Source organism: Marinobacter sp. 1-3A, assembly GCF_016597775.1.
In the GTDB taxonomy this organism is placed as follows: Bacteria; Pseudomonadota; Gammaproteobacteria; order Pseudomonadales; family Oleiphilaceae; genus Marinobacter; species Marinobacter xiaoshiensis.
Genome location: NZ_VCGZ01000004.1, coordinates 72924 through 98832 on the forward strand (window position 1 = coordinate 72924; position 25909 = coordinate 98832).

23 protein-coding genes are annotated in these 25909 nt (G+C 54.6%); 9 read left to right on the forward strand and 14 right to left on the reverse strand.

Going from position 1 to position 25909, the window contains the following annotated elements; genetic code table 11:
* Positions 1 to 1125, forward strand: a complete 1125-nt coding sequence (locus FE848_RS07550; RefSeq protein WP_200202192.1) for an NAD(P)/FAD-dependent oxidoreductase — start codon at positions 1 to 3, stop codon at positions 1123 to 1125.
* 80 nt (positions 1126 to 1205) lie between these two features.
* Here FE848_RS07550 and FE848_RS07555 read toward each other — a convergent pair whose 3' ends face one another.
* Positions 1206 to 1679 (reverse strand): Dps family protein, encoded by a 474-nt coding sequence (locus tag FE848_RS07555; protein WP_200202193.1) that lies wholly within the window; start codon positions 1677 to 1679, stop codon positions 1206 to 1208.
* Positions 1680 to 1800: 121 nt separating this feature from the next.
* Positions 1801 to 3243, reverse strand: a complete 1443-nt coding sequence (locus tag FE848_RS07560; RefSeq protein ID WP_200202194.1) for a dihydrolipoyl dehydrogenase — start codon at positions 3241 to 3243, stop codon at positions 1801 to 1803.
* Between the two features lie 236 nt (positions 3244 to 3479).
* Here FE848_RS07560 and FE848_RS07565 point away from each other — a divergent pair, with 236 nt between their 5' ends.
* A complete protein-coding gene (locus FE848_RS07565) occupies positions 3480 to 4151 on the forward strand; it encodes a LysE family transporter (RefSeq protein WP_200202195.1) in 672 nt (223 codons plus the stop codon).
* Here FE848_RS07565 and FE848_RS07570 read toward each other — a convergent pair.
* A complete protein-coding gene (locus FE848_RS07570) occupies positions 4096 to 5148 on the reverse strand; it encodes a 3-deoxy-7-phosphoheptulonate synthase (RefSeq protein ID WP_200202196.1) in 1053 nt (350 codons plus the stop codon). The genes FE848_RS07565 and FE848_RS07570 overlap by 56 nt on opposite strands.
* 366 nt (positions 5149 to 5514) lie before the next feature.
* Between FE848_RS07570 and FE848_RS07575 the strand changes: the two genes are divergently transcribed.
* Positions 5515 to 6303 (forward strand): secretin N-terminal domain-containing protein, encoded by a 789-nt coding sequence (locus FE848_RS07575; protein WP_200202197.1) that lies wholly within the window; start codon positions 5515 to 5517, stop codon positions 6301 to 6303.
* Positions 6304 to 6306: 3 nt separating this feature from the next.
* Here the strand turns inward: FE848_RS07575 and FE848_RS07580 are convergent, their stop codons facing one another.
* The gene (locus tag FE848_RS07580) at positions 6307 to 6801 is read right to left on the reverse strand and encodes a molecular chaperone DnaJ (RefSeq protein ID WP_200202198.1); all 495 of its coding nucleotides are present in this window, start codon (positions 6799 to 6801) and stop codon (positions 6307 to 6309) included.
* A 172-nt stretch (positions 6802 to 6973) separates the two neighbouring features.
* On the opposite strand from FE848_RS07580, the gene FE848_RS07585 reads away from it, so the two are divergent.
* Positions 6974 to 8083, forward strand: a complete 1110-nt coding sequence (locus FE848_RS07585) for an efflux RND transporter periplasmic adaptor subunit (protein ID WP_200202199.1) — start codon at positions 6974 to 6976, stop codon at positions 8081 to 8083.
* Positions 8083 to 11160 carry an efflux RND transporter permease subunit gene (locus FE848_RS07590; protein ID WP_200202200.1) on the forward strand — a complete coding sequence of 1026 codons (3078 nt, stop codon included), beginning with the start codon at positions 8083 to 8085 and terminating at the stop codon, positions 11158 to 11160. The genes FE848_RS07585 and FE848_RS07590 overlap by 1 nt, the downstream gene beginning before the upstream one ends.
* Positions 11161 to 11268: 108 nt before the next feature.
* Here the strand turns inward: FE848_RS07590 and FE848_RS07595 are convergent, their stop codons facing one another.
* A complete protein-coding gene (locus FE848_RS07595) occupies positions 11269 to 12957 on the reverse strand; it encodes a putative bifunctional diguanylate cyclase/phosphodiesterase (protein WP_200202201.1) in 1689 nt (562 codons plus the stop codon).
* Positions 12958 to 13252: 295 nt separating this feature from the next.
* On the opposite strand from FE848_RS07595, the gene FE848_RS07600 reads away from it, so the two are divergent.
* The 4 genes from FE848_RS07600 to FE848_RS07615 all read left to right on the forward strand — a co-directional run bounded on the left by FE848_RS07600 (position 13253) and on the right by FE848_RS07615 (position 17303).
* On the forward strand, positions 13253 to 13567 hold the full coding sequence (locus FE848_RS07600; protein ID WP_200202202.1) for a DUF3301 domain-containing protein: 315 nt from the start codon (positions 13253 to 13255) through the stop codon (positions 13565 to 13567).
* A 214-nt stretch (positions 13568 to 13781) separates the two neighbouring features.
* On the forward strand, positions 13782 to 15035 hold the full coding sequence (locus tag FE848_RS07605) for a substrate-binding domain-containing protein (protein WP_227715224.1): 1254 nt from the start codon (positions 13782 to 13784) through the stop codon (positions 15033 to 15035).
* A 91-nt stretch (positions 15036 to 15126) separates the two neighbouring features.
* Positions 15127 to 16422 carry a pyridoxal phosphate-dependent aminotransferase gene (locus FE848_RS07610; RefSeq protein WP_200202204.1) on the forward strand — a complete coding sequence of 432 codons (1296 nt, stop codon included), beginning with the start codon at positions 15127 to 15129 and terminating at the stop codon, positions 16420 to 16422.
* Positions 16423 to 16478: 56 nt separating this feature from the next.
* The gene (locus FE848_RS07615) at positions 16479 to 17303 is read left to right on the forward strand and encodes an inositol monophosphatase family protein (RefSeq protein WP_200202205.1); all 825 of its coding nucleotides are present in this window, start codon (positions 16479 to 16481) and stop codon (positions 17301 to 17303) included.
* On the opposite strand, the gene slmA is transcribed toward FE848_RS07615, so the two are convergent.
* From slmA to FE848_RS07660, 9 genes are all read right to left on the reverse strand, one after another.
* The gene (slmA, locus tag FE848_RS07620) at positions 17270 to 17893 is read right to left on the reverse strand and encodes a nucleoid occlusion factor SlmA (protein ID WP_200202459.1); all 624 of its coding nucleotides are present in this window, start codon (positions 17891 to 17893) and stop codon (positions 17270 to 17272) included. The genes FE848_RS07615 and slmA overlap by 34 nt on opposite strands.
* 34 nt (positions 17894 to 17927) lie before the next feature.
* A complete protein-coding gene (locus FE848_RS07625; protein WP_200202206.1) occupies positions 17928 to 18737 on the reverse strand; it encodes a thiazole synthase in 810 nt (269 codons plus the stop codon).
* A gap of 84 nt (positions 18738 to 18821) precedes the next feature.
* Entirely contained in the window at positions 18822 to 19022 is a 201-nt protein-coding gene (gene thiS / locus FE848_RS07630; protein WP_200202207.1) for a sulfur carrier protein ThiS, read from the reverse strand.
* A gap of 7 nt (positions 19023 to 19029) precedes the next feature.
* On the reverse strand, positions 19030 to 19404 hold the full coding sequence (locus FE848_RS07635; RefSeq protein WP_200202460.1) for a DUF423 domain-containing protein: 375 nt from the start codon (positions 19402 to 19404) through the stop codon (positions 19030 to 19032).
* 43 nt (positions 19405 to 19447) lie between these two features.
* Positions 19448 to 20248, reverse strand: coding sequence for a symmetrical bis(5'-nucleosyl)-tetraphosphatase (locus FE848_RS07640; protein WP_200202208.1), 801 nt, complete (start codon positions 20246 to 20248; stop codon positions 19448 to 19450).
* A complete protein-coding gene (gene rsmA / locus FE848_RS07645) occupies positions 20241 to 21104 on the reverse strand; it encodes a 16S rRNA (adenine(1518)-N(6)/adenine(1519)-N(6))-dimethyltransferase RsmA (RefSeq protein WP_310966526.1) in 864 nt (287 codons plus the stop codon). The genes FE848_RS07640 and rsmA overlap by 8 nt, the downstream gene beginning before the upstream one ends.
* Positions 21101 to 22126, reverse strand: coding sequence for a 4-hydroxythreonine-4-phosphate dehydrogenase PdxA (pdxA, locus tag FE848_RS07650; RefSeq protein WP_200202209.1), 1026 nt, complete (start codon positions 22124 to 22126; stop codon positions 21101 to 21103). Before pdxA ends, rsmA begins: the two co-directional genes overlap by 4 nt.
* On the reverse strand, positions 22126 to 23481 hold the full coding sequence (locus tag FE848_RS07655; protein ID WP_200202210.1) for a peptidylprolyl isomerase: 1356 nt from the start codon (positions 23479 to 23481) through the stop codon (positions 22126 to 22128). The genes pdxA and FE848_RS07655 overlap by 1 nt, the downstream gene beginning before the upstream one ends.
* A 75-nt stretch (positions 23482 to 23556) precedes the next feature.
* Positions 23557 to 25857, reverse strand: coding sequence for an LPS-assembly protein LptD (locus tag FE848_RS07660; protein WP_200202461.1), 2301 nt, complete (start codon positions 25855 to 25857; stop codon positions 23557 to 23559).
* Between the last annotated feature and the right edge of the window lie 52 nt (positions 25858 to 25909).

Sequence of the window (25909 nt, forward strand, 5' to 3'; positions counted from 1 at the left end):
ATGGAAACATATGACCTGATTATAATTGGTGCCGGCCCGGCGGGGTCGACTCTGGCCAAATCTCTGGAAAATAGTGGCAAGCGTATTCTGCTGATTGATAAGCAGGATTTCCCTCGGGACAAAACCTGCGCCGGCTGGGTAACCCCTGCAGTCATTGATGCCCTCGACATTGATTTGGCTGAGTACGGCAATGCCCGAACGCTTCAACCTATACGCCGTTTTCGAATTGGGATGATGGGGCAGCCGGCAGTGGAAAACGATCATGGCAGCACCATCAGCTATGGTATCCGGCGCTGTGAGTTTGACGATTATCTTCTGGCGAGAACCAGCGTGCCAAAGCAACTCGGCACACCCGTAAAAAGCATTGTTCGAAAGGATGATAACTGGCTGATCAATAACGCCTTCAGTGCCCCATTACTGGTGGGTGCCGGCGGGCACTTCTGCCCGGTTGCGAGGCTGATTGGTGATGGCCCGGGAGGCCATGAAACTGTCGTGGCCGCCAAGGAAATCGAATTCGAAATGACTCCGGAGCAGGCCAAAGCCTGCGAAGCCCGGGGAGACACACCCGAGCTCTGGTTTTGCAAAGACCTCAAAGGTTACGCCTGGGTATTTCGTAAGGGCAATTTTCTGAACATTGGCCTTGGGCGCGAGGATAATCACAAACTGACCGAACATTTACAGGATTTTGTCGAGACCATGAAAACAACGGGCAGGATTCCTTCCGACTTGCCCGGTCGCTTCAAGGGGCACGCTTATTTGCTTTATGATCATGCCGCACGAGCGCTGGTAGACGATGGTCTGCTCCTGATTGGCGATGCGGCTGGGCTTGCCTATACCCAAAGTGGTGAAGGGATTCGCCCAGCCATTGAGTCCGCATTGCTGGCAGCTGACGTTATCCGGCACGCACAGGATTTCTCTGCTACCACCTTGCAGGCCTATGGCGATGCCATAGCAGCGCGCTTTGGGCACCGACGATCTGTTACCGAGGAGGGTTTTCAGGTGCCTGACTGGATCAAAATGCCTCTGGCAGGCACTTTGATGCGTTCGCACTGGTTTACACGCAAGGTAGTGACTGAAAAGTGGTTCCTGCACCAGGAGCTACCAGCCTTGGCTGCAAACTCGTGATACTCGCACTGTAGGCGGGTATCAAAAGATCAGGCATAAAAAAGGCGGCCGATTGGCCGCCTCGTAACTGCTTCCTGAGTTTAGTGCCCCAGGTAACTGCGATACATCCAGACCGTTTTTTCCTGCTGGGATATGTAATCGCTCATCAGTGCCACTGTGCCTTCATCTTGAGCATCGCCCGCAAGATTCAGCAAATCCCGCTGTTTGCCAATCAGCTTGGCAAAGCTGTCGACGATATTGTTCATGGCCGTTTTGCCATCAGCAACGTCTTTCTGCTCCGGGATTTCAGAGCGCTCAATGTAGGTGCTGTATGCGTGGGAAGGACGGTGCCCAAGCGTAAGAACGCGCTCTGCAATTTCATCAATCTTGAGCAGAAGATCGTCGTACAACTCCTCAAATTTCACGTGCAACTCAAAAAAGTTATCGCCTTTGATGTTCCAGTGATAGCCGCGCACGTTCATATAAAAAATCTGGTAGTTGGACAGCAGATCATTAAGAGAGTTGGACAGTTTTACTGTTTTTTCTTTATCCAGACCAATAAAGTTCTTAGTCATCGTACATCTCCTTCGTGGCTGTTAATTCGAACCTGAAACCAATATAACCAAGGCTTCAGGTGTGCGTGAAGTTAACTTATCGCATACACGCCATAGCGGGAATCAATCCCCGGCAGAAAACCTAGACACCAGGGCCGCAATCGGTGCAATCACCCTCTGGAACCGGCCCAATGTTGAGGTTCCGATTCAGATCTCTGAGCGCCGTTCTAACTCCTTCTTCAATAACCGGGTGGTAAAACGGCATTTCCAGCATTTCACTGACCGTCAACCGCCGCTGTACCGACCAGGCCAAGAGGTGTGCAATGTGCTCCGCTGCCGGGCCAAACATCTCAGCCCCCATGAACAACCCACTGCCATGCTCGGCGTAGACTCGAAGCAGGCCTCGGTTCTTACCAATCACCCGACTCCGGCCCTGGTTTTCAAAGGACACTTCGCCAACTGCGAAGCAGCCTCCACAGCGCTTGTCCACCTCATTGATTGTTAAGCCCACACTGGCTATCTGGGGGTCGGTAAACACAACTGCAAGGGGCGTGCTTCGCTTACCGGCCCTTACCTCCGGGTAAGACGCCGCGTTATTTCCGGCAATTCGCCCTTCATCTGCGGCTTCGTGCAGCAGCGGCAAATTGTTGTTGGCATCCCCGGCAATAAAGATATGGCTCTGGCCGCAACGCAGTGTGTGCGCATCGAACAAAGGCATGCCCCTGTCATCCAGCTCTATATCCGCATTCTGTATATCCAGGTTATCTACGTTGGGTCTGCGGCCCGTGGCCGCGAGCAGGTACTCAAAGGTTTCGGTTTTCTCGCCCGCATCACCATTGCTAAATGTAACGGCCACTCCACCATCCACACGCTCGACCCGCTTCACGTCGCCATCCGGGTCCAGGGGAAACTCTTCATTGAAGCGTTTGAGCGCATACTCTCGGATACTGTCATCCTGAATCGGGCCCACAGCGCCGCCCACTCCAAACATGCGTACCCGAACACCCAGGCGACTGAGCGCCTGGCCCAACTCCAGCCCGATCACACCCGGCCCGAAAACCACCACAGACTCTGGCAAGTCCTGCCAATCGAAAATATCGTCATTTATCACCAGACGATCTTTTGCTTCTTTCAGAAAGCCCGGAATATTCGGGCGGGAACCGGTTGCGATGATAATGCGCTGAGCGCTAATTTCGATTTTGTTGTCTACGATGAGCCGGTTGGGCCCAGCAAAACGTGCGTGGCCCATAATCTTATGCTCCTCGGAGAACGCCTCCACTGTGCGAATAACCGAAGCAACAAAGCGGTCACGTTCCGAACGAACCCGCTCCATAACCTGCTTGCCATCCACTGAAATTTTGCCTGGGGATACTCCAAACTGGCCTGCGTGTGCCATCTGATATGCGCTGTCTGCAGCGGCCAGTAGCAGTTTACTCGGCATGCAACCCACTCGAGCACAGGTAGTGCCATACTGATCACCCTCAATTAGCACTACTTTATCAGTGACCTTTCGCACACGACTGTAGGCAACCATTCCCGCCGTACCTGCACCAATAATGGCAACGTCAACTTCTCGCTTTTCCATAAAACAGTCTCCAGACCGTTATTCCCGTGAGCCGGGAACGTGGGTGAAATTTCCTATCGTGATGACACCAGTATAGAAGCCGGAATTATTTTATTCGGTACGTGAAAAAACCGACGGCTGGATTTATGCTGACAGGCTTGCAAAGGTTCTGACACACTCTGATTTCCCACAAGCCTTTGCGCCAATGCCTGATACAGCCTAGTCCAGATACAAAGAACCCAGAGAGAAATTTGCGTATGAACAGTTACTGGCCGGAATTCTTTACTGTGGCACTCGTTCACCTGCTCGCTGTTGCAAGCCCGGGGCCGGATTTTGCTGTAATGCTGAGGCAGGCCCTGTGCCAGAGCCGGAGAAATGCGCTGCTCACCGCAGCCGGCATCGGGGTCGGTATTCTGGTGCACGTCAGCTATTCACTGCTGGGTATTGGCTTGATCATCCAGCAGTCGATCTTGTTGTTCACCATTCTCAAAATTGCAGGTGCGCTCTACCTCACCTGGATCGCTGTGCAGTGCCTGAGAGCCCAGGAAGGTGGGGTTTACGTGGACACAAAAAACAGCTCTCAACAGACAGGACTTGCTGCTCTGAGGCTTGGTTTTCTGACCAATGCCCTGAACCCAAAGGCTACGTTGTTCTTTGTCTCGCTATTCTCGGTGATCATAAGCCCAGGCACACCTGTTGCTGTGCAGGCCGGATACGGCGCTTATATGGCGCTGGCAACCGGGCTTTGGTTCACCCTGGTTGCTGTGTTTTTCACGCTGCCTGCCGTGCGCAAAAACTTTAACCGCTTTGGCCACTGGCTGGACCGGCTCATGGGCGGTGTGCTGCTGCTGTTAGCTGGCCAGCTTTTGCTCTCTACAGTGAGCGGAGCAGAGCCTCCGTCTGATCCCAGCTCAGGCATGGGTCAGTAATAGAACAGCCATAACGCAGGTCGTCGCCATCATTTTGCCGGCCTGCCTCCAAAAAGCTTTCCAGCATCAGGCCCCGAATACCTGCAGAACCCGCATGCTTCTGGCGCATCACTTCACGGGCTACGTCGATCTGTCGCTCAGCCTGCTTACAGGCATTATCGTGACTGCAATCCACCATGATTGCGGCACACAGGCCGGCATCAGACAAACTCTTCGTGGCATGCTGAATGCTCTGTTCGTCATAATTGGTGATGCCACGGCCGCCACGCAACACAAGGTGAGTGTCCGGGTTGCCACGAGTGCTGACCATAACCGGTGTTCCGTGGCTGGATACGCCCAAGTGGTGATGCGGATGAGCACCAGACTGCATCGCGTTGATAGCCACGCTGATCCCGCCATCGGTACCATTCTTGAACCCGGCAGGCATGGGCAAGCCGCTAACCATTTCACGGTGAATCTGGGATTCAGTGGTGCGGGCTCCAATCGCCGTCCAGCTTACGAGATCGCCCAGGTAGTCCATGGCAAAGGGGCTCAGCGCTTCTGTGGCAAGCGGCAATCCCATCTCGGCCAGATTCAGAAGCAGGCGGCGCGAGCGCAGCAAACCTTCGTTGAGGTCGCCCGATCCCGTGCGTTCGGGATCGTACAGCAACCCCTTCCAGCCTACTGTCGTTCTTGGCTTCTCCAGGTAGGCTCGCATCACAATCAGAAAACGGTCGCTGAGCGCATCGGCCAGAACTTTGAGTTTTTCACCATACTCCAGCGCGGCTACCTCATCGTGAACCGAGCAAGGTCCCACTACAATCAGCGTGCGCTCGTCTGAGCCGTGTAAAATATCCCGCACAGCTTGCCGGTGCCTGCCCACCTGCCGGGCAAGTAGCTCATCGACAGGCAGGCGCTGGCGCAGCTCAGCCGGCGTTGGTAATGCAGTTTCCTGCCGATGTGTTGCGGCGGCACTCTGCATCTGACGTTCCCCAACAGTGTTTAAAGGCATGTTCATGTCTGTGTTCCCGTTTCCTTGCTTCAGAATCAAAAAAGCCCCGGCTGGGCTACAGTCGGGGCTTTTTTGATTCCGACGGCAGCCTGGTTTTTTCGCCGGGCTGCCATCCTCGTTGTTCGTTTTTTGAAGATGTTATGGGCGGCCCTGGCTCTGGCTATAATAAAAGCCATAACCAAACCACCAAAAAAATACAGCAGCGACTGCCGCCAACGGTTTTTGGCCGAAAGCTTGCAAAACATTCAATTGACAGATCGCTTGTGTCGTCTTCATGCTTATCAATATATACCCCGGGTTTTCAACTTGGCAACCCGTAAACCGGATTATTTAACAAACAAACCGGCTTTATCAGAAGGATGGGAACCAGCTATGGCACTGAAATCAAGGAATCTCAGCTTCCTGCTCCTTTTTATAACTGCGCTTGTACTTTTTTCCGGAGCTGGCACTGCACACGCTGAATCCCGGGCTTATCAGCTCAAAAACCGGCCCGCGACAGACGTTGCCAGCCAGGTAAGGGAGCTCTACCAGGGTGAGCCCATCTCTATTACCACCCGAGGCCAACAGCTGGTTATCCGCGGCGAACAGCAACTGCTGGATGAAATAGCAACCCTGATTGACACACTCGATGTGGCCCCTGCACAACTCCGAATCACTGTGCGGTCTACAGAAGATATTGGCGGCAAGCGCTCCGGCGCTGGTGTTACCTCAACACGCAACGAAATTGGCGTAACCGCAGAGCACAGGGTTACCAGCACCGGCGGCTTCCGGGAAAGAAGCCTTGTGGTTATGGATGGGCAGTCTGCTCATATCAGCTCAGGCCAGGTACGCACCCTGCCCTTCGCAGTGCGCGGTGGCCGAAACCCTGCCGCTATTTTGACCCAGGTAGAAACGCGCAGTGGGTTCGTGGTTAGCCCACAGGTGATTTCAGATCGCTCGGTGGAACTGAACATTGTGTCTTTCGAGGCCGACCCTGCCGAACTGAAGGGCTATGATACTCAAGCAGTTGTCACCATTCGCAGAGTAGAGCCTGGACAGTGGATTTCCCTTGGCAGCACGTCAACAGAATCTACCAGCAGGCAATCAGGCATTGCTTACAGCGTGAATAGTAGCCGGTCTGATAATCGCAGCTTTGAAGTCAAAGTCGACGTCATCCACTAACCTTCACTCCCTGGTACGCAGTAATACACTTTTGGCTTCGTTGATTTTTGCGGCCAGATAATCGCTCCCGCCGCGATCCGGGTGCAGCTTCTGTATGAGGCGGCGGTGCGCCAAAACAACATCCTCTTTTGAGCAAGCCGTTGTAACACCCAGTATTTCGCAGGCCTCTCGCTCTGTCATGCCATTACCGGGCGTTTGCCCGGCCCCGGCGTGATCTGCATTTGGCCCGACACTATCCTTTCCGGTAAACAGGCGATTAAGCGCCGGAAAGAAACGGGCAAGCTCGGGCAATTTACGCAGCAGCGGGATCAGTGCTGCAACGGAGGCTGTCAGCACATGCACCCGGCCGGTTAAAACCATTACAAGCAGAAACACCCCGCCAACAATAAGTACGAGCTTCCAGGTTGCGGCTTTCTTCTTTTCCGCAGACAATCTGCCCCACTGTTTCAGAATTACAAAGACGGCTGCCGCCAGCGCAATTCCCAATATCCAATGCATGAATGATCCCTTGCCGCTAAAAGAACGTAATTCTGGCACCTAGTGTAACGACAATGTTCGCCAAAAGTACCTACAAACCGGTGACAACAGCACGCGGAATTTTGTAGCATGCTATGTTTTGTCGCGAATCAATCCTTCCCGCATCCAAACAGAGATTTCCAGGACCAGAATTATGCGCACTGCTTCCCGCTTCCTGATCGCAATTATTTTCCTTGGCGTGGTGCTTGGTGGCATCTTCGGCTACAAGTTTTACCAGTTCGGCCAAATGGGAGAAATGCTGTCCAAACCCCAACCGCCTGCAGAAATCGCTGCAACTGTCGCCCGCACTGAAAGCTGGACACCGTCGATCAAAGCGGTAGGCAGCATCAAGGCGGTAAATGGCATAGAGGTGGCGAATGAGATGCCGGGCGTTATCGAAACCATTAACTTTGAGTCTGGCGATGTCGTAAAACAGGGCGATATACTCATTCGCCTTAACACCGCAATTGATGAAGCAGCGGTGCGCACCCGCCGTGCAGAAGCACAGTTGGCTGAGCAAGAGTTCAAGCGCATCTCCGATCTGCTGCCAAAACGTGCCGTGTCACAGTCCCAGTATGATGAATCCAAGGCGAACTTTGATGCCGCTTCGGCACGTGTAAATGAAGCTGAAGCGCAACTGAGCAAGAAGATTATCAGAGCACCCTTTAACGGTACTCTGGGCATTCGTATGGTGGACCAGGGCGAATACATTCCCACAGGCACACCGATTGTCGAAATTAACATGCTTGACCCGATCTACGTCGACTTCACTCTCTCTGAAAAGAACTTGCAGGGTGTTGCCCGAGGCTATTCTGTTGTCGCAACCGTTGCTGCAGTTCCTGAACAGGAATTTGAGGGTAAGGTCAGCGCCATCAATACCTCGGTGAATCCGGAAACCCGCACCGTGCGTGTGCGCGCTACCCTGAGCAATCCGCAGAAACTGCTGCGGCCAGGCATGTTTGCAACCATTCAGACCCTGCAGCCAAACGATAACGAAGTGGTTACCGTGCCCCGCACAGCTGTGTCTTACAACACCTACGGTGATTTCGTATTTGTTATTGAAGAAAATGACGAAGGTGAATTGACGGTCAATCGCCGCAGCGTCTCCACAGGTCAAACCCGAGACACCTATGTGGCTATTCTCTCCGGCCTCGAAGCTGGCGAGAAAGTAGTTTCCAAAGGATTGCTGAGACTCCGCGCAGGCCAGAAGGTCAAGATTCAGGACGAAAGTCAGGAAAAGCAGCCGCAGGAGGCATCTGAGTAATGCGATTCACCGACATTTTCATCCATCGTCCCGTATTGGCGACGGTGGTTAGCCTACTTATCCTGCTGCTCGGTGCCCGTGCCGCCATGGAAATGGAGATCCGGCAATACCCGGAGCTCGAAAGTACAACGGTTACGGTTACAACAGCCTATCCTGGCGCCAGCTCAGACCTCATCCAGGGCTTCATTACCACACCGCTGCAACAGGCAATCGCCGAAGCAAGCGGCATCGACTACCTGACCTCTACCAGCTCTCAGGGCGTGTCGACCATTGAAGCCAAGATGGAGTTGAACTACGACGCCAACGCAGCTCTTGCTGAAATTCAGGCAAAAGTCGCCAGCCAGCGTAACGTGCTTCCTGCAGACGCCCAAGATCCGGTTATTACCTCTACCACCGGTGACTCCACGGCCCTGATGTACATTGCCTTTTACAGCTCGGAAATGGCCGTACCGCAGATTACCGATTACCTGACCCGGGTGGTTCAACCCAGGCTTCAGGCACTCTCGGGCGTAGGTAAGGCACAACTCCTTGGCCGTAAGTTTGCTTTGAGGGTCTGGCTCGACCCGGAACGCCTTGCAGCTGTTGACATGACGCCCCAGGAAGTGGTCGCCAAGCTGCGCGCGAACAACTATCAGGCCGCTGTTGGCAACACCAAGGGCACCTATACCGAAGTCAGCATGACCAGTGACACAGATGTGGCGGACCCGAACGAGTTCCGTAATCTGGTGGTCAAACAGGTTAATGACACCCAGATTCGCCTACAGGACATCGCCCGAGTAGAGCTGGGATCAGAAACCTACAGCTCGCTGGCCCTGTATAAAGGACAGCCGGCAACCTATGTCGCTATCGAACTGGCGCCCGGCGCCAACCCGCTAACCGTGGCTGATTTGGTTAAAGGCGACCTCCCCGAAATCAAAAGCCAGTTGCCAGGCGATTTGGATGTGCGCCTGGCCTATGACGCGTCAGACTTTATTGAAGACTCCATAAACGAGGTCATCCGCACCCTGCTTGAAGCCATGGGTATTGTGCTTGTGGTGGTTTTCCTTTGCCTGGGCTCAATTCGTGCTTCAATCGTTCCTTCGGTCGCCGTGCCGCTGTCGTTGATTGGCGGTGCCTTTATCATGTTGATGTTCGGGTTCTCGCTGAACCTGCTCACATTACTGTCCATGGTTCTGGCCATTGGCCTGGTGGTGGACGACGCCATCATCATGGTAGAGAACGTACACAGGCATATTGAAGCGGGTGAATCGCGGTATGAGGCAGCACTTCACGGTGCCCGTGAGATGGCCGTGCCAATCATTGCAATGACCACCACCCTGGTAGCCGTTTACGCACCCATCGGGTTCATGGGCGGCCTTGTGGGCTCTCTGTTTACCGAATTCGCCTTCACCCTTGCGGGCACGGTCGTTGTTTCAGGCATCGTTGCCCTGACGCTGTCTCCCATGCTTTCTGGCATGGTACTCAAGCCCCACGGCAACCCCGGCAAGTTTGAAAAACTGGTAGAACGCACGTTTAACGGCATTGCTTCTGGCTATAAGTCGGCCCTTGGCTCTCTGATGGAAACCAAATCCGTTGTGGTGTTCTTTGCACTGATTGTCCTGGGCTCCATCTACTTCATGGCCATGATGAGCCAAAACGAGCTGGCGCCCACTGAAGATCAGGGCATTCTGTTCTACCAGGGTCTTGGGCCCCAGACAGCCACGCTGGACTACTTGCTTGAGCATGGTGAGGAAGTACAGGGCCGCCTGGCTGCGACCCCGGGTTATGCTGAAGACTTTATGATCGTGGGCATAACCGCACCCAACGCCGTATTCGGTGGTTTCAAAATGGAACCTTGGAGCAAGCGTGACGTGAGCCAGTTTGAGGTTCAGCCACAGCTTGATGCTGCCCTCAAGAAAGTAACAGGACTGCAAACCGCAGCATTTGCGCCTCCCGCGCTTCCCGGATCTGGTGGCGGTTTGCCGTTCCAGTTCGTGATCACCACAGGTAGCAGCTATGAGCAGCTCGACCAGGTGGCCGACGAGATGCTGGGCAAGGCAATGGCCAGCGGCAACTTTATGTTCCTGCAAAAATCCATCAACTTCGACCGTCCGGTTACGCGTATCAACGTGGATCGCGACCGGGTTGCCGATCTCGGGCTATCAATGCAGGACGTAGGGCAGTCGCTTTCCAGTATGCTGGGTGGCGGTTATATCAACCGTTTCAGCATGGAAGGCCGCTCCTATCAGGTCATCCCGCAGGTGGATCAGAAGTTCCGCCTGGATGAGCAGGCGCTGAACGACTATTACATTCGTACCGGCAAGGGCGATCTGGTGCCACTGGGCAGCGTTGTGAGCTTCACCCACGATGTTGAGCCGTCCAACCGCACACAGTTCAACCAGCAGAACTCCCTCACTCTGCAGGGCGTGGTTATGCCAGGTGTCGCTGCGGGTACAGCCATGGACTTCATGGAACAAACCGCTGACGAAGTGTTCCCTCTGGGCTTCACTTACGACTACACCGGTCAAAGCCGACAGCTGGCCACTCAAGGCAGCGCACTGGTTGTTACTTTCTTCCTGTCGCTACTGGTCATCTATCTGGTGCTTGCGGCGCAGTTTGAGAGCTGGCGCGACCCGTTCATCATCCTGGTTTCGGTTCCCATGTCGATCGCCGGCGCAATGGCGTTTATCGTACTTGGCTTTGCGACCATGAATATCTATACGCAGGTAGGCTTGATTACCCTGATCGGGGTTGTCTCCAAGAACGGCATACTTATTGTAGAGTTCGCCAACCTGCTGCAGAAAGACAAAGGCATGAACAAAACGGATGCTGTTATTGAGGCAGCGGCCATTCGCTTGCGCCCAATCATCATGACCTCGCTGGCGTTGATCTTTGCCATGGTGCCTCTGTTGCTGGCCGCTGGCCCAGGCGCAGAAAGCCGCTTTGCTATCGGCCTGACCATCTGTGCCGGCCTGGGCATTGGCACACTGTTCACTGTTTTCGTGCTGCCAGCGTTCTACATTCTGCTGGCGCGTGATCACAACGAAGGTAAAGACCAACAGGATGGTGATCCAAAACCCCTGCCCGTGACGTCCTGACGGGTAGCGGATAAGTAGGAAAACCCGGCTCACTGAACGGTGAGCCGGGTTTTTTTATGAAAGGCTTTTATAAGAGAAGAATGGCCAAGCGCCGGTATTGGCTAAAGCTCAAGCAGGGCTACTACGATAGGGATCAGCAATTATGTCTTGTACTTGTTGCCAACGCTGCGGCCGGGCCATCAAAAAGCCCTGCCCACGCTGACACTTCAACTCACATAGTTCCTCATACTGCGCCTGGGTTTCGACACCTTCTGCAACCACATCAAGATCTAGCGCCTCGGCTATTCCCAGAATCGCCGTTACAATCTGTGAACCACCACTTTGGCCACCAAGACTGCTAATGAACTGGCGATCAATCTTGAGAACTTGCACTGGCAGGTTTTGCAGATACGCCAGCGATGAATAACCGGTTCCAAAATCATCAATCGCTATCCCGACCCCCTGCTCACGCAACGCTCTCAGTGTTTCCAGGCATTGGTCAGAAAGGTTCATCACATGGGTCTCTGTGATCTCTATTTCCGGGCGCCAGCCGAGTTCACGAATACGATCAAATAAAGGGCCTATCGCTAAGCCCAACCGGGCATCCGTGATCTGGCGCGCAGATATGTTGATTGCCAGGCCAGGCCTGCCCTGCAACGCCGGGCGTGCATCCCGTAAATCCCCCATAATGCCGCGCACCAGCTGCTGGGTGATTTCATGAATCTGACCACGGCGTTCCGCCAACGGAATAAAATCGCCGGGGGACACAGACCCGAACGCCGGGTGTTCCCAGCGCAACAAGGCCTCAACTCCCACAACCTGCCCTGAGCAGAGGTCGTACTGTGGCTGGTAAACCACATAAAACTCGTCAGATGCGGTTTTAAGCGAAACCGTCAGAGCTTCAGAAAGCTCATGCTCACGGCGGCCTTTCTCGTCGTCCTCTTCACTGTATATGCGATAACACGAGCGCCCTGCCAGTTTGGCCATGTGCATGGCACGATCTGCCTTTTGCAGAAGTTCTGTACCATTTTCACCATGTACCGGATATACCGCAGCCCCTGCAGATGCCGAGATGAAACACTCACGCTCGCCAACAATCACGGGGGCACGAAACGCCTGAATCATGCGCTCGCATATCTCATGCAGCATGCTGTATTGCTGAAGCTCCACAATGACGGCAAATTCATCACCTGAAAGCCGGGCTACTATGTCATCCTTGCCCACAACACTCTGGATGCAGCTTGCCGCCTGTTTCAGCACACCGTCGCCACGTTCGTGGCCATGCAAGCTATTGATCATTTTGAAAAAATCGAGATTAACAAACAGAACAGCGAAGCAGGCTTCACCCCGTATGTGCTGGCTGACGCGAGCGTTCAGGAACTCCTTGAATAACGAGCGGTTAGGTAGTTCCGTAAGCGGGTCATAATAGGCAAGTGAGGCCAGGCGCTCATCTGCCCCTGCTCTCTCGCCCATATCCATAAACATTCCGACATACACATGCTGGCCGTTGTCTTCCATGGCGTAAATACTGAGCCACTGTGGGTAGTCTTCACCGTTCTTTTTCCGGTTCCAGATCAGCCCTTCCCAACGCCCGTCACTGGCAAGAGACTGCCACATAACTCTGTAGAACTCTGGCGTATGAAGCCCGGAACTCAAAACCGAAGGGGATTTGCCCACCACGTCGTCAGACTGGTAGCCAGTGACAGAGTAGAACATGTGGTTTACGTAGGTAATTCTGGGCTCTTTGGTAGCAATCATGATTGCGCGCGGATACTGATCCACCAATGCCCTGAAATCGTGCGGCTGCTCAATTTGCATGAACTTCATGCTCCTGGTACTTCAGTCCGCAATGCTCTCTTCTGCGCACTATTCACTCTAGAGGGAAGCAGCCCGCTTAACATTCCGTGTTGCATGTAAGCTGGATGAACTTCCTTGTAATGGTAAATAGTAACCAAATGAACAACGATTCACCATTCTACAGGCGCAAGCAATTTCCCAATGCAGGTTTGCAGCCAGTCCGCCCCATAGTGATTCCCCAAACACCCACAATTAAGGTAGGCTGGAACTCGACCCGCTATCACTTTCGGAAATCTGCCACTATCGTGTTGTTATTATGACTCTTGGGACACTGTTCTGGCTGTTTACAGCTGGTTTTGCTATCTGGTACTGGTGGCGTGCCAAGGCCATTAAGGACTCGGTGCTACAGGCTGCTCACCGCTACTGCAAAACAATGGACGTGATGCTCCTTGATGATGCTATCTATCTCAGGGGGATCTGGTTCAAGCGGGATGATCAGGGCCAACTCCGCGTTTGGCGGCGCTTCCTGTTCGATTTCACATCCACGGGTGAAGAGCGCTACAGCGGCCGGATTGTCATGCTTGGCCCGCGCATCCTGCACATGGAACTGGACCCTCACCGGTTTTCCTGACTTGTATAACTGCAGTTCCCGATCTAAAACCATCTCAGATCATCACTGAAACATCCCTGTAATAATTCTGCCTCATTCTTCCCGCAACGCTAACTATCTGTTGTTATGAGGTTTTACGATGCTGCAACACCACCCGCTCCATCTGCAGAGCGCCCTGTTGGGCGTGTTCTGCCTTTTTTTGATATTCAATGCACCTGTAATCCAGGCCGAAGGTATGCAGATTCACGGTTCCAATACCATTGGCGCCGAACTCGCCCCTCTGCTTGTTGAAGGCTTCCTGAAAAATCGTGGTAGCGATCCGGTAAGGATTCTTGCCAATGGCAAAGATAATGAGAAACTCCTGATTGGAAATCAGAGCGGCACGCCCCTGAGAATCCTGGTAGCCGCCCATGGCTCCAGCACTGGTTTCAAAGCACTGGAGGCAAGAAAAGCAGATGTGTGGGCCTCCTCCCGCCCCGTCAAACCGGCTGAGGTGCAAAAAATGGCCGGGCAAACCAACCTGAGGGATTCCGGTAGCGAGCATGTGGTTGCCATAGACGGCCTCGCGGTATTGGTTCATCAGTCAAACCCAGTCGATCAACTGGACATCAATACTCTGGCCGGAATATTTTCGGGCAAAATCAGCAACTGGTCAGAGGTCGGCGGCGCCAACCGACACATCAACCTGTACGCCCGGGATGGTCGCTCCGGGACTTGGGATACCTTCAAAAGCCTGGTTCTGAGCGAGCCGCACTCCCTTCACTCTTCTGCCCGGCGTTATGAATCAAATGACCAACTCTCGGATGATGTCAGCATCGACCCCGGCGGCATTGGCTTTTCCGGGCTTGCTTCTGTTCGCGATAGCAAAGTGCTGGCGATTTCTGATGGCCAGGCGCCCGCACTAAAACCTTCCAGACTAACCGTTGCCAGTGAAGACTACCCGCTCTCCAGGCGCCTGTTTATGTACACCCATGGCAATTCCGCCTCGACTATTGCGAAGGACTTTGTTGAGTTCGTGTTGAGTGAAGAAGGTCAGGCCCTTGTATCAACCTCTGGCTTTGTTTCCCAAAACCCGCTTGCAGTTAAACCTGACCTGGCTGAAAGAACCCCTCCCACCTTTAAAGTGTTAACACGGAATTACAGTCGACTGACAGTCAACTTCCGCTTCTCTGAGGGGCGGACTACTTTGGACAACAAGGCGCAGAGAGATTTACAACGAATTGCTGACTTCCTCAGCAAGAAAGGCCTCACCTCAAATGATCTGATGCTTATCGGTTTTGCCGACCAGCAAACAGATGAGTTACGTGCACAGATGATCTCGGAACTGCGGGCGCTTTCTGTGCGCAAGGCACTCGCTGACTTCGGCGTTCGGGATGTCCGCTACACCGGTTACGGACACTATATGCCTGTGGGCATGGCAGGTGGAAAAAGCGGCCAACTGCGTAATGGGCGAGTGGAGGTATGGATTCGCGACCGCCAAGCGAGGTGACACTTCGGCAATCACCTATCCTTATAGCGCTCACAGATATGTTTGGGTTTCCTATACTGTCGGGGCCACTCCCAACCAACAGACAGAGACAATGGACATTCATAACGACCAGCGCTTTGCAATTAACCTGAACGTTCGAGGCATTCAGCCTTCCGCCACGCTTCGGATCAACGAGCTGAGCAACCAGCTCAAAGCCGAAGGCAAGGACATCATCAAGCTTGGGCTGGGCCAATCGCCCTTCCCGGTTCCCCAGCGCGTGGTGGATGCTCTTAAAGACCATGCTCACGAAAAAGACTACTTGCCGGTCAAGGGCCTGAAAAGCCTGCGTGAATCCATTGCCGGTTACATTAACCGCAGTGAGCGCATGCGGTGCACCTGGGAAGATGTTCTGATCGGCCCTGGCTCCAAGGAGCTGCTGTTTATTCTGCAGCTGGCCTACTACGGCGACCTGCTTATCCCACGCCCAAGCTGGGTTTCCTATGCGCCCCAGGCACGCATTATTGGCCGTTCAGTACACTGGCTGCCCACCCATGCCGAAAACAACTGGCAGCTGACCGCTGAAGAGCTGGACATCATTTGCCGGGACGATGCCTCTCGTCCGCGCATTCTGATACTCAACTACCCGTCCAACCCAACCGGTTGTACTTACACGGACGACCAGCTGCTGGCCATTGCCAATGTGGCCAGAAAGTACCGGCTAATCCTGCTCTCCGACGAGATCTATGGTGAAGTGCAGTTTGATGGAAAGCACAAGTCCATCGCCCGCTACTACCCGGAAGGCACCATCATCAGCACCGGGCTGAGCAAGTGGGCGGGCGCAGGCGGCTGGCGACTGGGTACTTTCATTTTCCCGAAGGAATTGCGTGCCCTGCAGGACGCCATGGCCATCATCGCCAGCGAAACCTACACCTCCACCAGCGCACCCACACAGTACGCTGCCATCGCTGCTTTTGACGGTGGTGATGACATTGAGGAGTACCTCAAGCAATCCCGCCGTGTGCTTAAGGTGGTTGGTGAGTACATGCACTCCCGCCTGAGCGCCATGGGCGCGGTTGTGCAAAAGCCCGAAGGTGCATTCTATGTATTCCCGGACTTCTCCAACTTCCGGGACGAGCTTGCAAGAAAAGACATCAAGACCAGCCAGGCGTTTTGCCAGTCTTTACTGGAGAACACCGGTGTCGCCATTCTGCCTGCCAGCGACTTCGGGTTTGCACCCGACCACTTGGGCGCGCGCTTGGCGTTCGTTGATTTTGACGGTGCTGACGCCTTGCAACTGGCCGGTGAAGACCAGACAGGTCAGGAGTTGGGCAACGACTTTATCGAAAAGGCGTGCCCACGCCTGGTGAAGGCTATGGACAAGATGGAAGCCTGGCTGAACAGCCTCTGATCCAGCCGTGGTAGACTGGCGCTCTCACTCTTCAGAGAAGGTTTAAAGGGGGCGCCATGTCTGATTCTGTTTCCCTGCGGGACATTACCGATTTCGCAGAAGATCTGGCTACTGAAGCCGGAGAGTTGATTCGCAGGGAGCGTGATAAAACCACCCTCCGCACTGAATACAAATACGAAGCTGAATTGGTGACCCATGCCGATATAATGGCCGATGAATTCATCACCAGCGCCATTCAGAAACGCTTCCCGGATCATCGTATTCTGTCTGAGGAAAACACTCCGGACCTCAGCCAGGCCGAGAACCTCGAAACACCTCTTTGGATCGTTGACCCGATTGACGGCACCGTAAACTACGCCTACGGCCATCCGCAGGTTGCCGTGTCCATTGCCTACGCAGAAAACGGCCGCGTGCAAGCCGGCGTGGTACATGCACCCTTCCCCGGCGAAACCTTCCGCGCCACCCGCGGCGACGGCGCCACGCTCAACGGTAATCCTATTCACAATAGCGGTGCAACGGTTCCCAGAGACTCACTCTTTGCAACTGGCTTCCCTTACACCAAAGACAACCTGGCCCCACTGGTTAACCGCCTGAACGCAATGATCCATGAATGCCGCGACCTGCGCCGAATCGGTTCTGCCGCCCTGGATATTTGCTGGGTAGCCTGCGGCAGACTGGATATCTACTACGAAAACGTCAGCCCCTGGGATTTCGCCGCTGCGCGCCTGATCGCCCTCGAGGCTGGTGCCACAGCCGGCCACTTCAGCGAAGTGCCTGAGGGTTACCCGGCAGACCTTTGGGGCCGTGACATTCTGATTTCGGCGCCTGCCATCTGGGAGCCCATACGTCAGATTCTTCGGTCTGCTTCCGGGTATGAGTGAGGCTTGGGCCAAACAGCTTCAGCAACCAACTCCCAACTCTCGTCAAACTCAGCCGTGGGCAAACGAGAAAACGATGAGCGGATAAACCGCTGAATTCGGCCTTCCATAAACACCAGAACAAAATCCGCACCCCGAGTCGCACTGGTACGCGGCCGCAAGCCCTGACGGATGTCGCCTTCTTTCAGGGTTTGCCGAACCTGGGTTTCCAGGCGCTCGAAAAACTGGGAAGCACGCTTGCGCAGCGCCTCGTTTTCGCCAACCAAAGCATCGCCCGTCAGCACACAACACAAGCCTGGATTACGCTCGGCGAATACCAAAACCAGATGGGCTAACTGCTGCAAACGCACGCGCACATCTTCCTGCTCCTGCAGGATTACCTGGCAGCGGGAGAATACCGCTTCCTCCGCAAACTCCAGAAGCGCTTCAAACATCTTCCGCTTGCTGGGAAAGTGGCGGTACAGCGCCGCCTCTGTTACACCAACGGACTTGGCGAGCACAGAGGTGGTAAGCCTGGCTCCCGGGTCGTTCTCAAGGAGTTCCAGAAGGGCCTGGAGAATTGCCTCCCGGCGGCTGGGCTTCTGATCGGTTATGACCATACTGCAGCGCTCTTAATCAGAATCGATATTAAAAGAAAGTGCCATCAAGGGGCGAGGATGCGCTCGCGTAGAGCTTTTTGGGCATCCGCCCTGCCAGATAGGCTTCACGGCCCGCTTCAATGGCCAAACGCATGGCGTTGGCCATTCTGATTGGGTCTTTGGCCTGCGCGATGGCGGTATTCATCAATACGCCGTCGCAACCCAGTTCCATGGCGATGGTGGCATCGGAGGCTGTGCCTACGCCCGCATCCACCAACACTGGAACCTTGGCATTTTCGACGATCAACCGGATGTTGTAACGGTTCTGAATGCCCAACCCGGAGCCAATAGGTGCGCCCAGAGGCATTACGGCAATACAGCCCATTTCCTCAAGAATCGTGGCCAGCAAGGGGTCGTCTGAGCAGTAAACCATCACTTTGAAGCCGTCTTTAATCAGCTCTTCCGCGGCCGCCAGGGTTTCCGGCATGTTCGGGTACAGGGTTTTGTGTTCGCCCAGCACTTCCAGTTTTACCAGATCGCGACCGTCTAGAAGTTCCCGCGCCAGCTTGCAGGTGCGCACTGCGTCTTTGGCGGTATAACAGCCTGCCGTGTTGGGCAGGATGGTGTAGCGGTCCGGGGAAATCACATCCAGAAGATTAGGCTCATCCGGATTCTGGCCCAGGTTTGTGCGGCGAACCGCCACAGTCACAATTTCAGCACCACTCGCTTCGATGGCACGGCCTGTTTCCGCCAGGTCACGGTATTTGCCGGTGCCAACCAGCAGCCGCGACTGATAAACGCGACCAGCAATTTCAAGCGGTTTATCTTCGGGCAACAGGATTTCTGGTGTGTCGGTCATAGTGTTTCCGGATTGGTAAAACGTAAGGATGTAATCTCTTGAACATGCATAACACAGCCAGGAGCCAGCCTGGCTAAATGGGGATTAACCGCCCCCTATGGCGTGTACCACCTCAACGCGGTCTCCATCATTGAGGGTAAACTCGACGTGCTGGCTGCGAGGCACTATGTCCTCGTTTACTTCCACCGCCAGTCGCTTACCTGTCAGTGCCATTTCTTCTAACAATGATGAAACGGTGGCGCCTTTTGTGAGCACCATGGCTTCGCCATTTACCTGAACCTGCATAACGCCCCTAACCTCTCTCTTGATTCGTTTGCTGGCCCACGCCAGCGGTCAGCAACAATATCCAGCCGATCATAAAACATACACCGCCCATGGGTGTAACCGGGCCAATCCACCGTATTTCGGTCAGCACCAGTGTATACAAGCTGCCACTGAACAACAGAATGCCTGCCACAAAGAATCCAGCAGCCAGCCCGAGCCATCGCCGCGAAAGCCCAAAGCCTGCCAGCAAAGCAACCAGTACCAGCGCAATGGCGTGATACATCTGATAGGTAACCGCCGTTTGGAAGACTTCCAGGCTGCGCTCGCTCACCAGGTTACGCAGGCCATGGGCACCAAATGCTCCAGCCATGACCGCAGTGAGGGCAAAAAACGAACCGATCATAATGGGCAGGCGCATAAGGCCCGAGGTGTGTGGCTTTGAGGCTTCAACAGTCACAGTGGATTTTTTCTCCGGTATCCAGGTTCATCATGGTGAGCGCTCCGCCCCAAACGCAGCCAGTATCCAGGCCTATAAAGCGGTCTTTGCCTGTCTCACCTTCGATAGCGGCCCAATGGCCAAAGATCACGCGCAAGTCATCCGGGCGGGGAAATTCAAACCAGGGGGCATAGCCCTCGGGCGCGCTGCCAACGGACTCTTTAGCGGTGAGCTCAAGCCTGCCGTCTTGTGCAATAAAACGCATCCGGGTGAAGTAATTGGTTATCACCCGCCAGCGATCCATGCCTGTGAGGCTTGCGTCCCACCCTTCCGGAATATTCCCGTACATCAACGCAAAATATTCCTTGGCGTGCTCGCCACGAATGACCTCTTCCACCTCCCGGGCGCTGGCCAAAGCTTGTTCAACAGTCCAGATGTGAGGCACGCCCGCATGGGCCATGATGAGGTTGCGCTCAGGATCATGCACGCACAGATTCTGCTGTCGTAGCCACCCCAAGAGCTTATCGCGATCGGGCGCCTTCAGGATTCCCTTGAGCGTGTCCTTGCGCTTTGGCTCGTGGCCGCCAAACGCTACTGCCAAAAGGTGCAGGTCGTGATTACCCAGAACCACCACGGCAGAATCGCCAAGACTCTCGATGTAACGCAGGGTTTTAAGGGAGGATGGGCCACGATTAATCAAATCTCCCGCCACCCAGAGGCGGTCACGGGAAGGCGAAAAGCCCACCTTGGCCAGGACATCCTGCAAACGGTCATAGCAGCCCTGAATATCGCCTATGGCGTAATCAGTCATGGCTATCTCCGCTTACGTCTCCTGCGCCAGCTTCACCAGTTTGAACAGCTGCTGGGTCATTACCTTTTTCAGTTGCCAGCAAATCCGCAATGCTAACGTAATCTGCCAGGCTGAGGTTTTCGGGCCGCAAGCCGTCATTAATACCCAGAGCCTGCAACTGCTCCAGGGTCACCATGCCGGCCAAGGCCTTACGCAAGGTTTTCCGGCGAGCGTTGAATGCAGTTCTTACAACCGCCTGCAATGTAACCAGATCTTTGGCCGGATGCGGCAGTTCCTTGTGAGGAACCAGCCGTACAATGGCGGAATCCACTTTTGGAGCGGGCCGGAATGCACCAGGACCCACTTCAAACAACGGCTGAACCTTGCAGAAGTACTGGGTCATGATGCCCAGCCGGCCATAATTATTATCACCAGGTACCGCTGCCATCCGCTGCACCACTTCTTTCTGCAGCATGAAGTGCATGTCTTGCACCACACCCGATTGCGCCAGAAGGTGGAATATCAGCGGCGTAGAGATGTTATAGGGCAAATTGCCAATAATGCGCAGAGGCTTGTCATCCACAAGCTGGCTGAAATCGAACTTCAGTGCGTCAGCTTCGTGAATGCGAAATTCCGGGTAGTTGAAAAACTTGGTGCGCAGCACAGGGATCAGGTCTCGATCCAACTCCACAACCTGCAGTTTTGGATTAACCGCCAGGATTTCCTCAGTGATCGCACCAAGGCCGGGGCCGATTTCAACAATGGCATCATCCGGCTTTGGGTGAATGGCCCGAATGATACGCTCGATGATGCCCGGATCGTGAAGGAAGTTCTGGCCAAACCGTTTCCTGGCCTGATGGCCGGCTTTTTTACTCACTCAGATGTCTCTTTGTTGGGGGCTTTGCGATTCGCAGACTTGAGGGAGCGAGCCATTTGCCCACCCACCCGGATAGCCGTGTACAGACTGCCGGAGTCTGCCTTGCCTGTACCGGCGAGATCCAGCGCTGTGCCGTGATCTACCGATGTGCGCACAATGGGCAAACCCAGGGTAATATTTACAGCTCGCCCAAAACCCTGAAACTTGAGAACAGGCAGTCCCTGATCGTGGTACATGGCCAAAGCTGCGTCAGCATCATCAAGCCAGTGCGGTGTGAACAGTGTATCCGCCGGTAGCGGACCAATCAGCTGCATGCCTTCAGCGCGAAGTTTCTCAAGTGCTGGCTCAATAACGTCAATTTCTTCCCGACCAAGATGGCCACCTTCCCCGGCATGGGGGTTCAGACCGGTAACGAGAATTCTTGGCCTCTCAATGCCGAAAAACTTTTTCAGATCGGCATTCAGAATCCTGGTGACTTGAGTAATCCGCTCTGGTGTAACCGCCGCAGATACGTCCTTCAAGGGTAAGTGAGTTGTTACCAACGCTACTCGCAGCTCTTCTGTGGCAAGCATCATGACCACTCGCTCAACCCCACAGAGTTCTTGCAGGAATTCGGTATGGCCACTGAACTCAATTCCGGCTTCGTTGATGATGCCTTTGTGAACGGGCGCAGTAACCATGCCATCAAAATCACCCGCAAGACAGCCGTTGGCCGCAACTTTGAGGGTTTCCAGCACATAGTGACTGTTGGCAACATCCAGCTTGCCCGCCTGAAACGATGCACAGCCCTCAACATGCAAAACAGAAAGCTCTCCCGCACCTTTTTTTGGCATCATGCCGGGTTGCCAGAGGTGCAGTTTGACGTTGATGCCCAGAAGCTGGGCCCGAGCCTCCAGCAGCGGCTGGCTGGCGATAACTACCACACCTGCGTCACGTTGAGCTGCCGCCAGTTGCAGACATAGCTCGGGGCCTATGCCGGCAGGCTCACCCGCCGTGAGCGCCAGAACAATCTCATCACTCATTATTCTGAAGAATCCTGAGAGTCACTTGGTTCGTCTTCCACAGTGTCGGTTGCATACTCACCTTTAAGTTCAACAAAGGCTTCATCCCGGATTTCCCTCAGCCAGTTTTGCAACTCGGAGTCGAACTTGCGGCGATAGATAGCCTGGCGCGCTTCCGCCTGTTTCACATCAACACTGATGTCTTTCTGGCGACGCTCTTCAACCAGAAGGATGTGCCAACCAAACTGGGAACGGAACGGTCCTTTGATCTCACCGACTTCGGCTTCCTGCATGGCTTGCTCAAATGCTGGCACCATCTGCCCTGGGCTCACCCAGTCCAGATTACCACCGTCAGATCCGGAAACCGGGTCGTCAGAATACTGCCGTGCCAGGGCTGCAAAATCAGCACCGTCCTGCAACTGCTGATAAAGCTCCCTAATGGTAGCTTCCGCCTCCGCTTCGGTGACCGCTCCAGAAGGCCGAATCAGGATATGGCGCACACGATTTTGCTGTATGACCTTTTTCTGGGCACCACCGCGCTTGTCCATCACCATAACCATGTGGAAGCCGCTGTTGTTCTCCAAAACCTCCGAAGGCTGGCCAATTTCAAGCGCAGGTACAACTGGCGCAACCAGTGATGGCAACTGGCTTTCAGGGCGCCAACCCATATCTCCACCTTCAAGAGCATTGCTGGCATCGGATTCAGCCACCGCCACCTCACGGAAATCACGTCCATTCAGTATGGCGGTACGGAGCGCTTCAGCTTTCTCGCGAGTGGCATCTACTGCGGCATCGTCAGCCGGGTTATCCAGCTGGATAAATATGTAGGCCAGGCGATACTCAGCGTCGTTACCACCACCAGACTCCAAAGCCAGAAGATAGTTCTCAACTTCCCGGTCGGTCACGCGAACGCGGTTACCAACCAGCCGCTGCTGTACGCGGCCTGTGAGCATTTCCTGGCGAATCTGTTCCCGGGCCTGTCGGTAGCTTACGCCTTCCTCGGCCAGCTGGCTTTCAAACTCAGACAGGCTCATGCCGTTACTCTTGGCAATGTTGACGAGGGTTTCGTTCAGCTCGTTATCACTGATGCGCATGCCCATTTTGTCGGCCATCTGCAACTGGACAGACTCGGTAATCAGCTGTTCCAGAACCCGCTCTTCAAGAAGGCGACGTGGCGGCAAGCCAGTGCCTTGAGCCGCAAGGCGACCAGTAATGGTGCTGACCCGCGCTTCCAGTTCAGTCTGAAGAACCACGTCGTCATCCACAATGGCGACCACCTGATCGAGCAATTTGCGCTCAGCGTGAGCCGAAAAAGACAGCACCACCGCAAACACCATCAGCAGTGCCTGAAAACCTTGGCGAATCGTCGCCTTCATAATCACCTCATAATGAAGAAATAAGCCTGCGGACAGGGTACCGGAATGGCACGGTTACCGTCAGGGCAAAACGAATCAGCGGGTTCCGAAGCGGCGCCGCTCGCGCTCATCAAACCCATATATAGCTTCGGAGATCGACGTAGAGGACCCACCACTACCACCCAGGCCTTTTAGCTGAAACTGGAACAGTATACGGCTGTCCAGCTGCTGATCATCTGTCAGGTAATTCTGGTGAACCACCTGAACACTCCAGCAGCAATTGTTGTACTCAATTCCGGCCAAAGAGCCGACGGTACGATCCAGATCTGAATCGTACACCCAGCGGCCGATCAGACTAACACGGTCTGTTGCCGGGAGAACCGCCGCAATATCAGACTGATCCAGCTCGCCTTTGCTGTAACTGTGGCCAACACTCGCCAGATACCGGTAGTCCTCTGAATGGAAAATCAACTGACTGCGACCTTCTTCTGTATCTCCGGTTTCAGGGTCCCACAACCCGGAAGACCGGATTTGTAAATTCTGCAAGGGATTCAGCACCACCTCTCCCGCCAGTGGCGAACGGCTGCGATCACTTCCGCCTTCACCAAACAGCGTCACCTCACGATCCTCGAAGTACTGGACCTGGCCAATGCTGAAACGAGCCCGCTCGGCGCCGGTAAGCAAATCGTTGAAACGGCTGGTTAACGCCACCGTCAACTGATTAGCCTCCCCTACACGGTCGCCCCCAACAAATCGATCTGGACGGAACAGCTGTTCAAAGCGAAACGTCTGCAAGGCCGTATCAAACGACGGAATGTAGTTCTGATCTGCTTCTGCATCGGCCCAGGCGTAATACAACCGGGGCTCAAGGGTCTGGTTGTAGGGCACATCAAACAGGCTCGCCTGACGATCAAAATACAGGCCGTTGTCCCATTCCACCACAGGCACCGTACGATCAAATCCATTCGTGCCGGCGCTGTAGTCTTCCAGCTCGTAGCGGGTGTAATCCAGACTCACCGATGGACGACTGAAACCCCAGAGGGCGCGCATTGGCAGGGCCAGCTCCGGGCGTGCACGGAAGCGCTGGCCATTTGCTTTGTCGAGCCCTGTCAGTGTGTCGTTGTCGCGATAGAACCAGGTGTACTGGCTTTCCAGCTCTGCCTCAAACACGCCGGCTTTGGCGGTTCCGGCATACACCACATCCGGTAGCTGAGCATAGGGCCTGTCTGCCTGGGCAATGCGGTCGCTGACGGTCTGATAATCATTGAGATACACATCAAAATACTGGTTTTGCCCCTGATAGCGCACGCCTCCTTTGCGCTGCAGGTGCGTGGCCTGATTAATTTCCAGGCTGCGGTTGAGATCGCTCAGGTAATCCTCATCACTGACTACAGAAAAATCACCATAGCCGTTCCAACCACTGCCAAACGCAGCCCGCGTAGAAGCATCCAAAGCCCAACGCTGACCGGACTCCGCAGGGTTGTCGTCTGCGTAGGCAGAATCGTTATCTATATACCCCAACTGCAAAGTGGTCTCGCCCAGTCCACTGAGATACCGGCCTTCCACTTCGTTAAACAATCCACGTCCATGGATGTACTGGGGGGTAAATGTGGCATCGTAATGAGGTGCCAGATTCAAGTAATAAGGCGTGGCAATGAATGCGCCGCTGCCCGCGCTGGAGGAACCAAACTGCGGGTACAGAAAACCGGTTTTGCGGCGGTCATCAATGGGGAAGCTGGCGTAGGGCCAGTAAAACACCGGAACATCCAGAACCTCCAGGCGAACATGCTTGGCGGCTCCAAAACCTTCTGCCTGATCCAGCTCGATTTCGGAGGCCACAATCGCCCAGTCATTTTGCTGCGGGCCGCAGGTGGTGAGCATGCCGTCGTGAATTTCTACCCGGGAATCATCCACCCGGGAAAGGCTTCCGGCACTGCCCCGCATTTCCGGGCCATGCAGCAGAAAAGTCGCGGTATTGATATCAAATCGCCCGGAGTCGACGCTGTATTCAGCGCGCTCACCAGCCAACAAAAACCCGTCACCACGGCTCACCAAGGGGCCTTGAATCGACACCTGGCCAGCACTCTGGCTATACCGGGCCTCAGAGCCGGTCACCTGAAAGCTACCCTGGCGCACCTGGACATCGCCCTGCAGATAGAGTTCCCGATCTATTTCATAACGGGCGTTCAAGCCGCTGGCTTGCAGGGCCGCTGCGCCATCAGGGCTTTCACCAAAAACAGCCGAGTCATCTTCGCCAAAGCCCGAAGGCAGGTACCCGCCGGAGCAAAATACCGGCAATGAATCCCTGACCGCATCGGGAAGCTGGCTTTTCGGGCGCCAATCCAGCTCGGCCGCAGATGGCGTATCCGCGCCAGCAGACAAACTGGCAGCCGACATCAGGGCAAACCCGGCAAACAGGCTCGCAAACCGGCGTTGCAACGTGCCTTTC

Excerpts from the sequence above, each read along its gene's own strand:
- FE848_RS07550 (WP_200202192.1), top strand. The coding sequence starts at position 1 with ATGGAAACATATGACCTGATTATAATTGGTGCCGGCCCGGCGGGGTCG.
- FE848_RS07555 (WP_200202193.1), bottom strand. The coding sequence starts at position 1,679 with ATGACTAAGAACTTTATTGGTCTGGATAAAGAAAAAACAGTAAAACTG.
- FE848_RS07560 (WP_200202194.1), bottom strand. The coding sequence starts at position 3,243 with ATGGAAAAGCGAGAAGTTGACGTTGCCATTATTGGTGCAGGTACGGCG.
- FE848_RS07565 (WP_200202195.1), top strand. The coding sequence starts at position 3,480 with ATGAACAGTTACTGGCCGGAATTCTTTACTGTGGCACTCGTTCACCTG.
- FE848_RS07570 (WP_200202196.1), bottom strand. The coding sequence starts at position 5,148 with ATGAACATGCCTTTAAACACTGTTGGGGAACGTCAGATGCAGAGTGCC.
- FE848_RS07575 (WP_200202197.1), top strand. The coding sequence starts at position 5,515 with ATGGCACTGAAATCAAGGAATCTCAGCTTCCTGCTCCTTTTTATAACT.
- FE848_RS07580 (WP_200202198.1), bottom strand. The coding sequence starts at position 6,801 with ATGCATTGGATATTGGGAATTGCGCTGGCGGCAGCCGTCTTTGTAATT.
- FE848_RS07585 (WP_200202199.1), top strand. The coding sequence starts at position 6,974 with ATGCGCACTGCTTCCCGCTTCCTGATCGCAATTATTTTCCTTGGCGTG.
- FE848_RS07590 (WP_200202200.1), top strand. The coding sequence starts at position 8,083 with ATGCGATTCACCGACATTTTCATCCATCGTCCCGTATTGGCGACGGTG.
- FE848_RS07595 (WP_200202201.1), bottom strand. The coding sequence starts at position 12,957 with ATGCAAATTGAGCAGCCGCACGATTTCAGGGCATTGGTGGATCAGTAT.
- FE848_RS07600 (WP_200202202.1), top strand. The coding sequence starts at position 13,253 with ATGACTCTTGGGACACTGTTCTGGCTGTTTACAGCTGGTTTTGCTATC.
- FE848_RS07605 (WP_227715224.1), top strand. The coding sequence starts at position 13,782 with ATGCAGATTCACGGTTCCAATACCATTGGCGCCGAACTCGCCCCTCTG.
- FE848_RS07610 (WP_200202204.1), top strand. The coding sequence starts at position 15,127 with ATGGACATTCATAACGACCAGCGCTTTGCAATTAACCTGAACGTTCGA.
- FE848_RS07615 (WP_200202205.1), top strand. The coding sequence starts at position 16,479 with ATGTCTGATTCTGTTTCCCTGCGGGACATTACCGATTTCGCAGAAGAT.
- FE848_RS07625 (WP_200202206.1), bottom strand. The coding sequence starts at position 18,737 with ATGACCGACACACCAGAAATCCTGTTGCCCGAAGATAAACCGCTTGAA.
- thiS (WP_200202207.1), bottom strand. The coding sequence starts at position 19,022 with ATGCAGGTTCAGGTAAATGGCGAAGCCATGGTGCTCACAAAAGGCGCC.
- FE848_RS07635 (WP_200202460.1), bottom strand. The coding sequence starts at position 19,404 with ATGATCGGTTCGTTTTTTGCCCTCACTGCGGTCATGGCTGGAGCATTT.
- FE848_RS07640 (WP_200202208.1), bottom strand. The coding sequence starts at position 20,248 with ATGACTGATTACGCCATAGGCGATATTCAGGGCTGCTATGACCGTTTG.
- pdxA (WP_200202209.1), bottom strand. The coding sequence starts at position 22,126 with ATGAGTGATGAGATTGTTCTGGCGCTCACGGCGGGTGAGCCTGCCGGC.
- FE848_RS07655 (WP_200202210.1), bottom strand. The coding sequence starts at position 23,481 with ATGAAGGCGACGATTCGCCAAGGTTTTCAGGCACTGCTGATGGTGTTT.
- FE848_RS07660 (WP_200202461.1), bottom strand. The coding sequence starts at position 25,857 with ATGTCGGCTGCCAGTTTGTCTGCTGGCGCGGATACGCCATCTGCGGCC.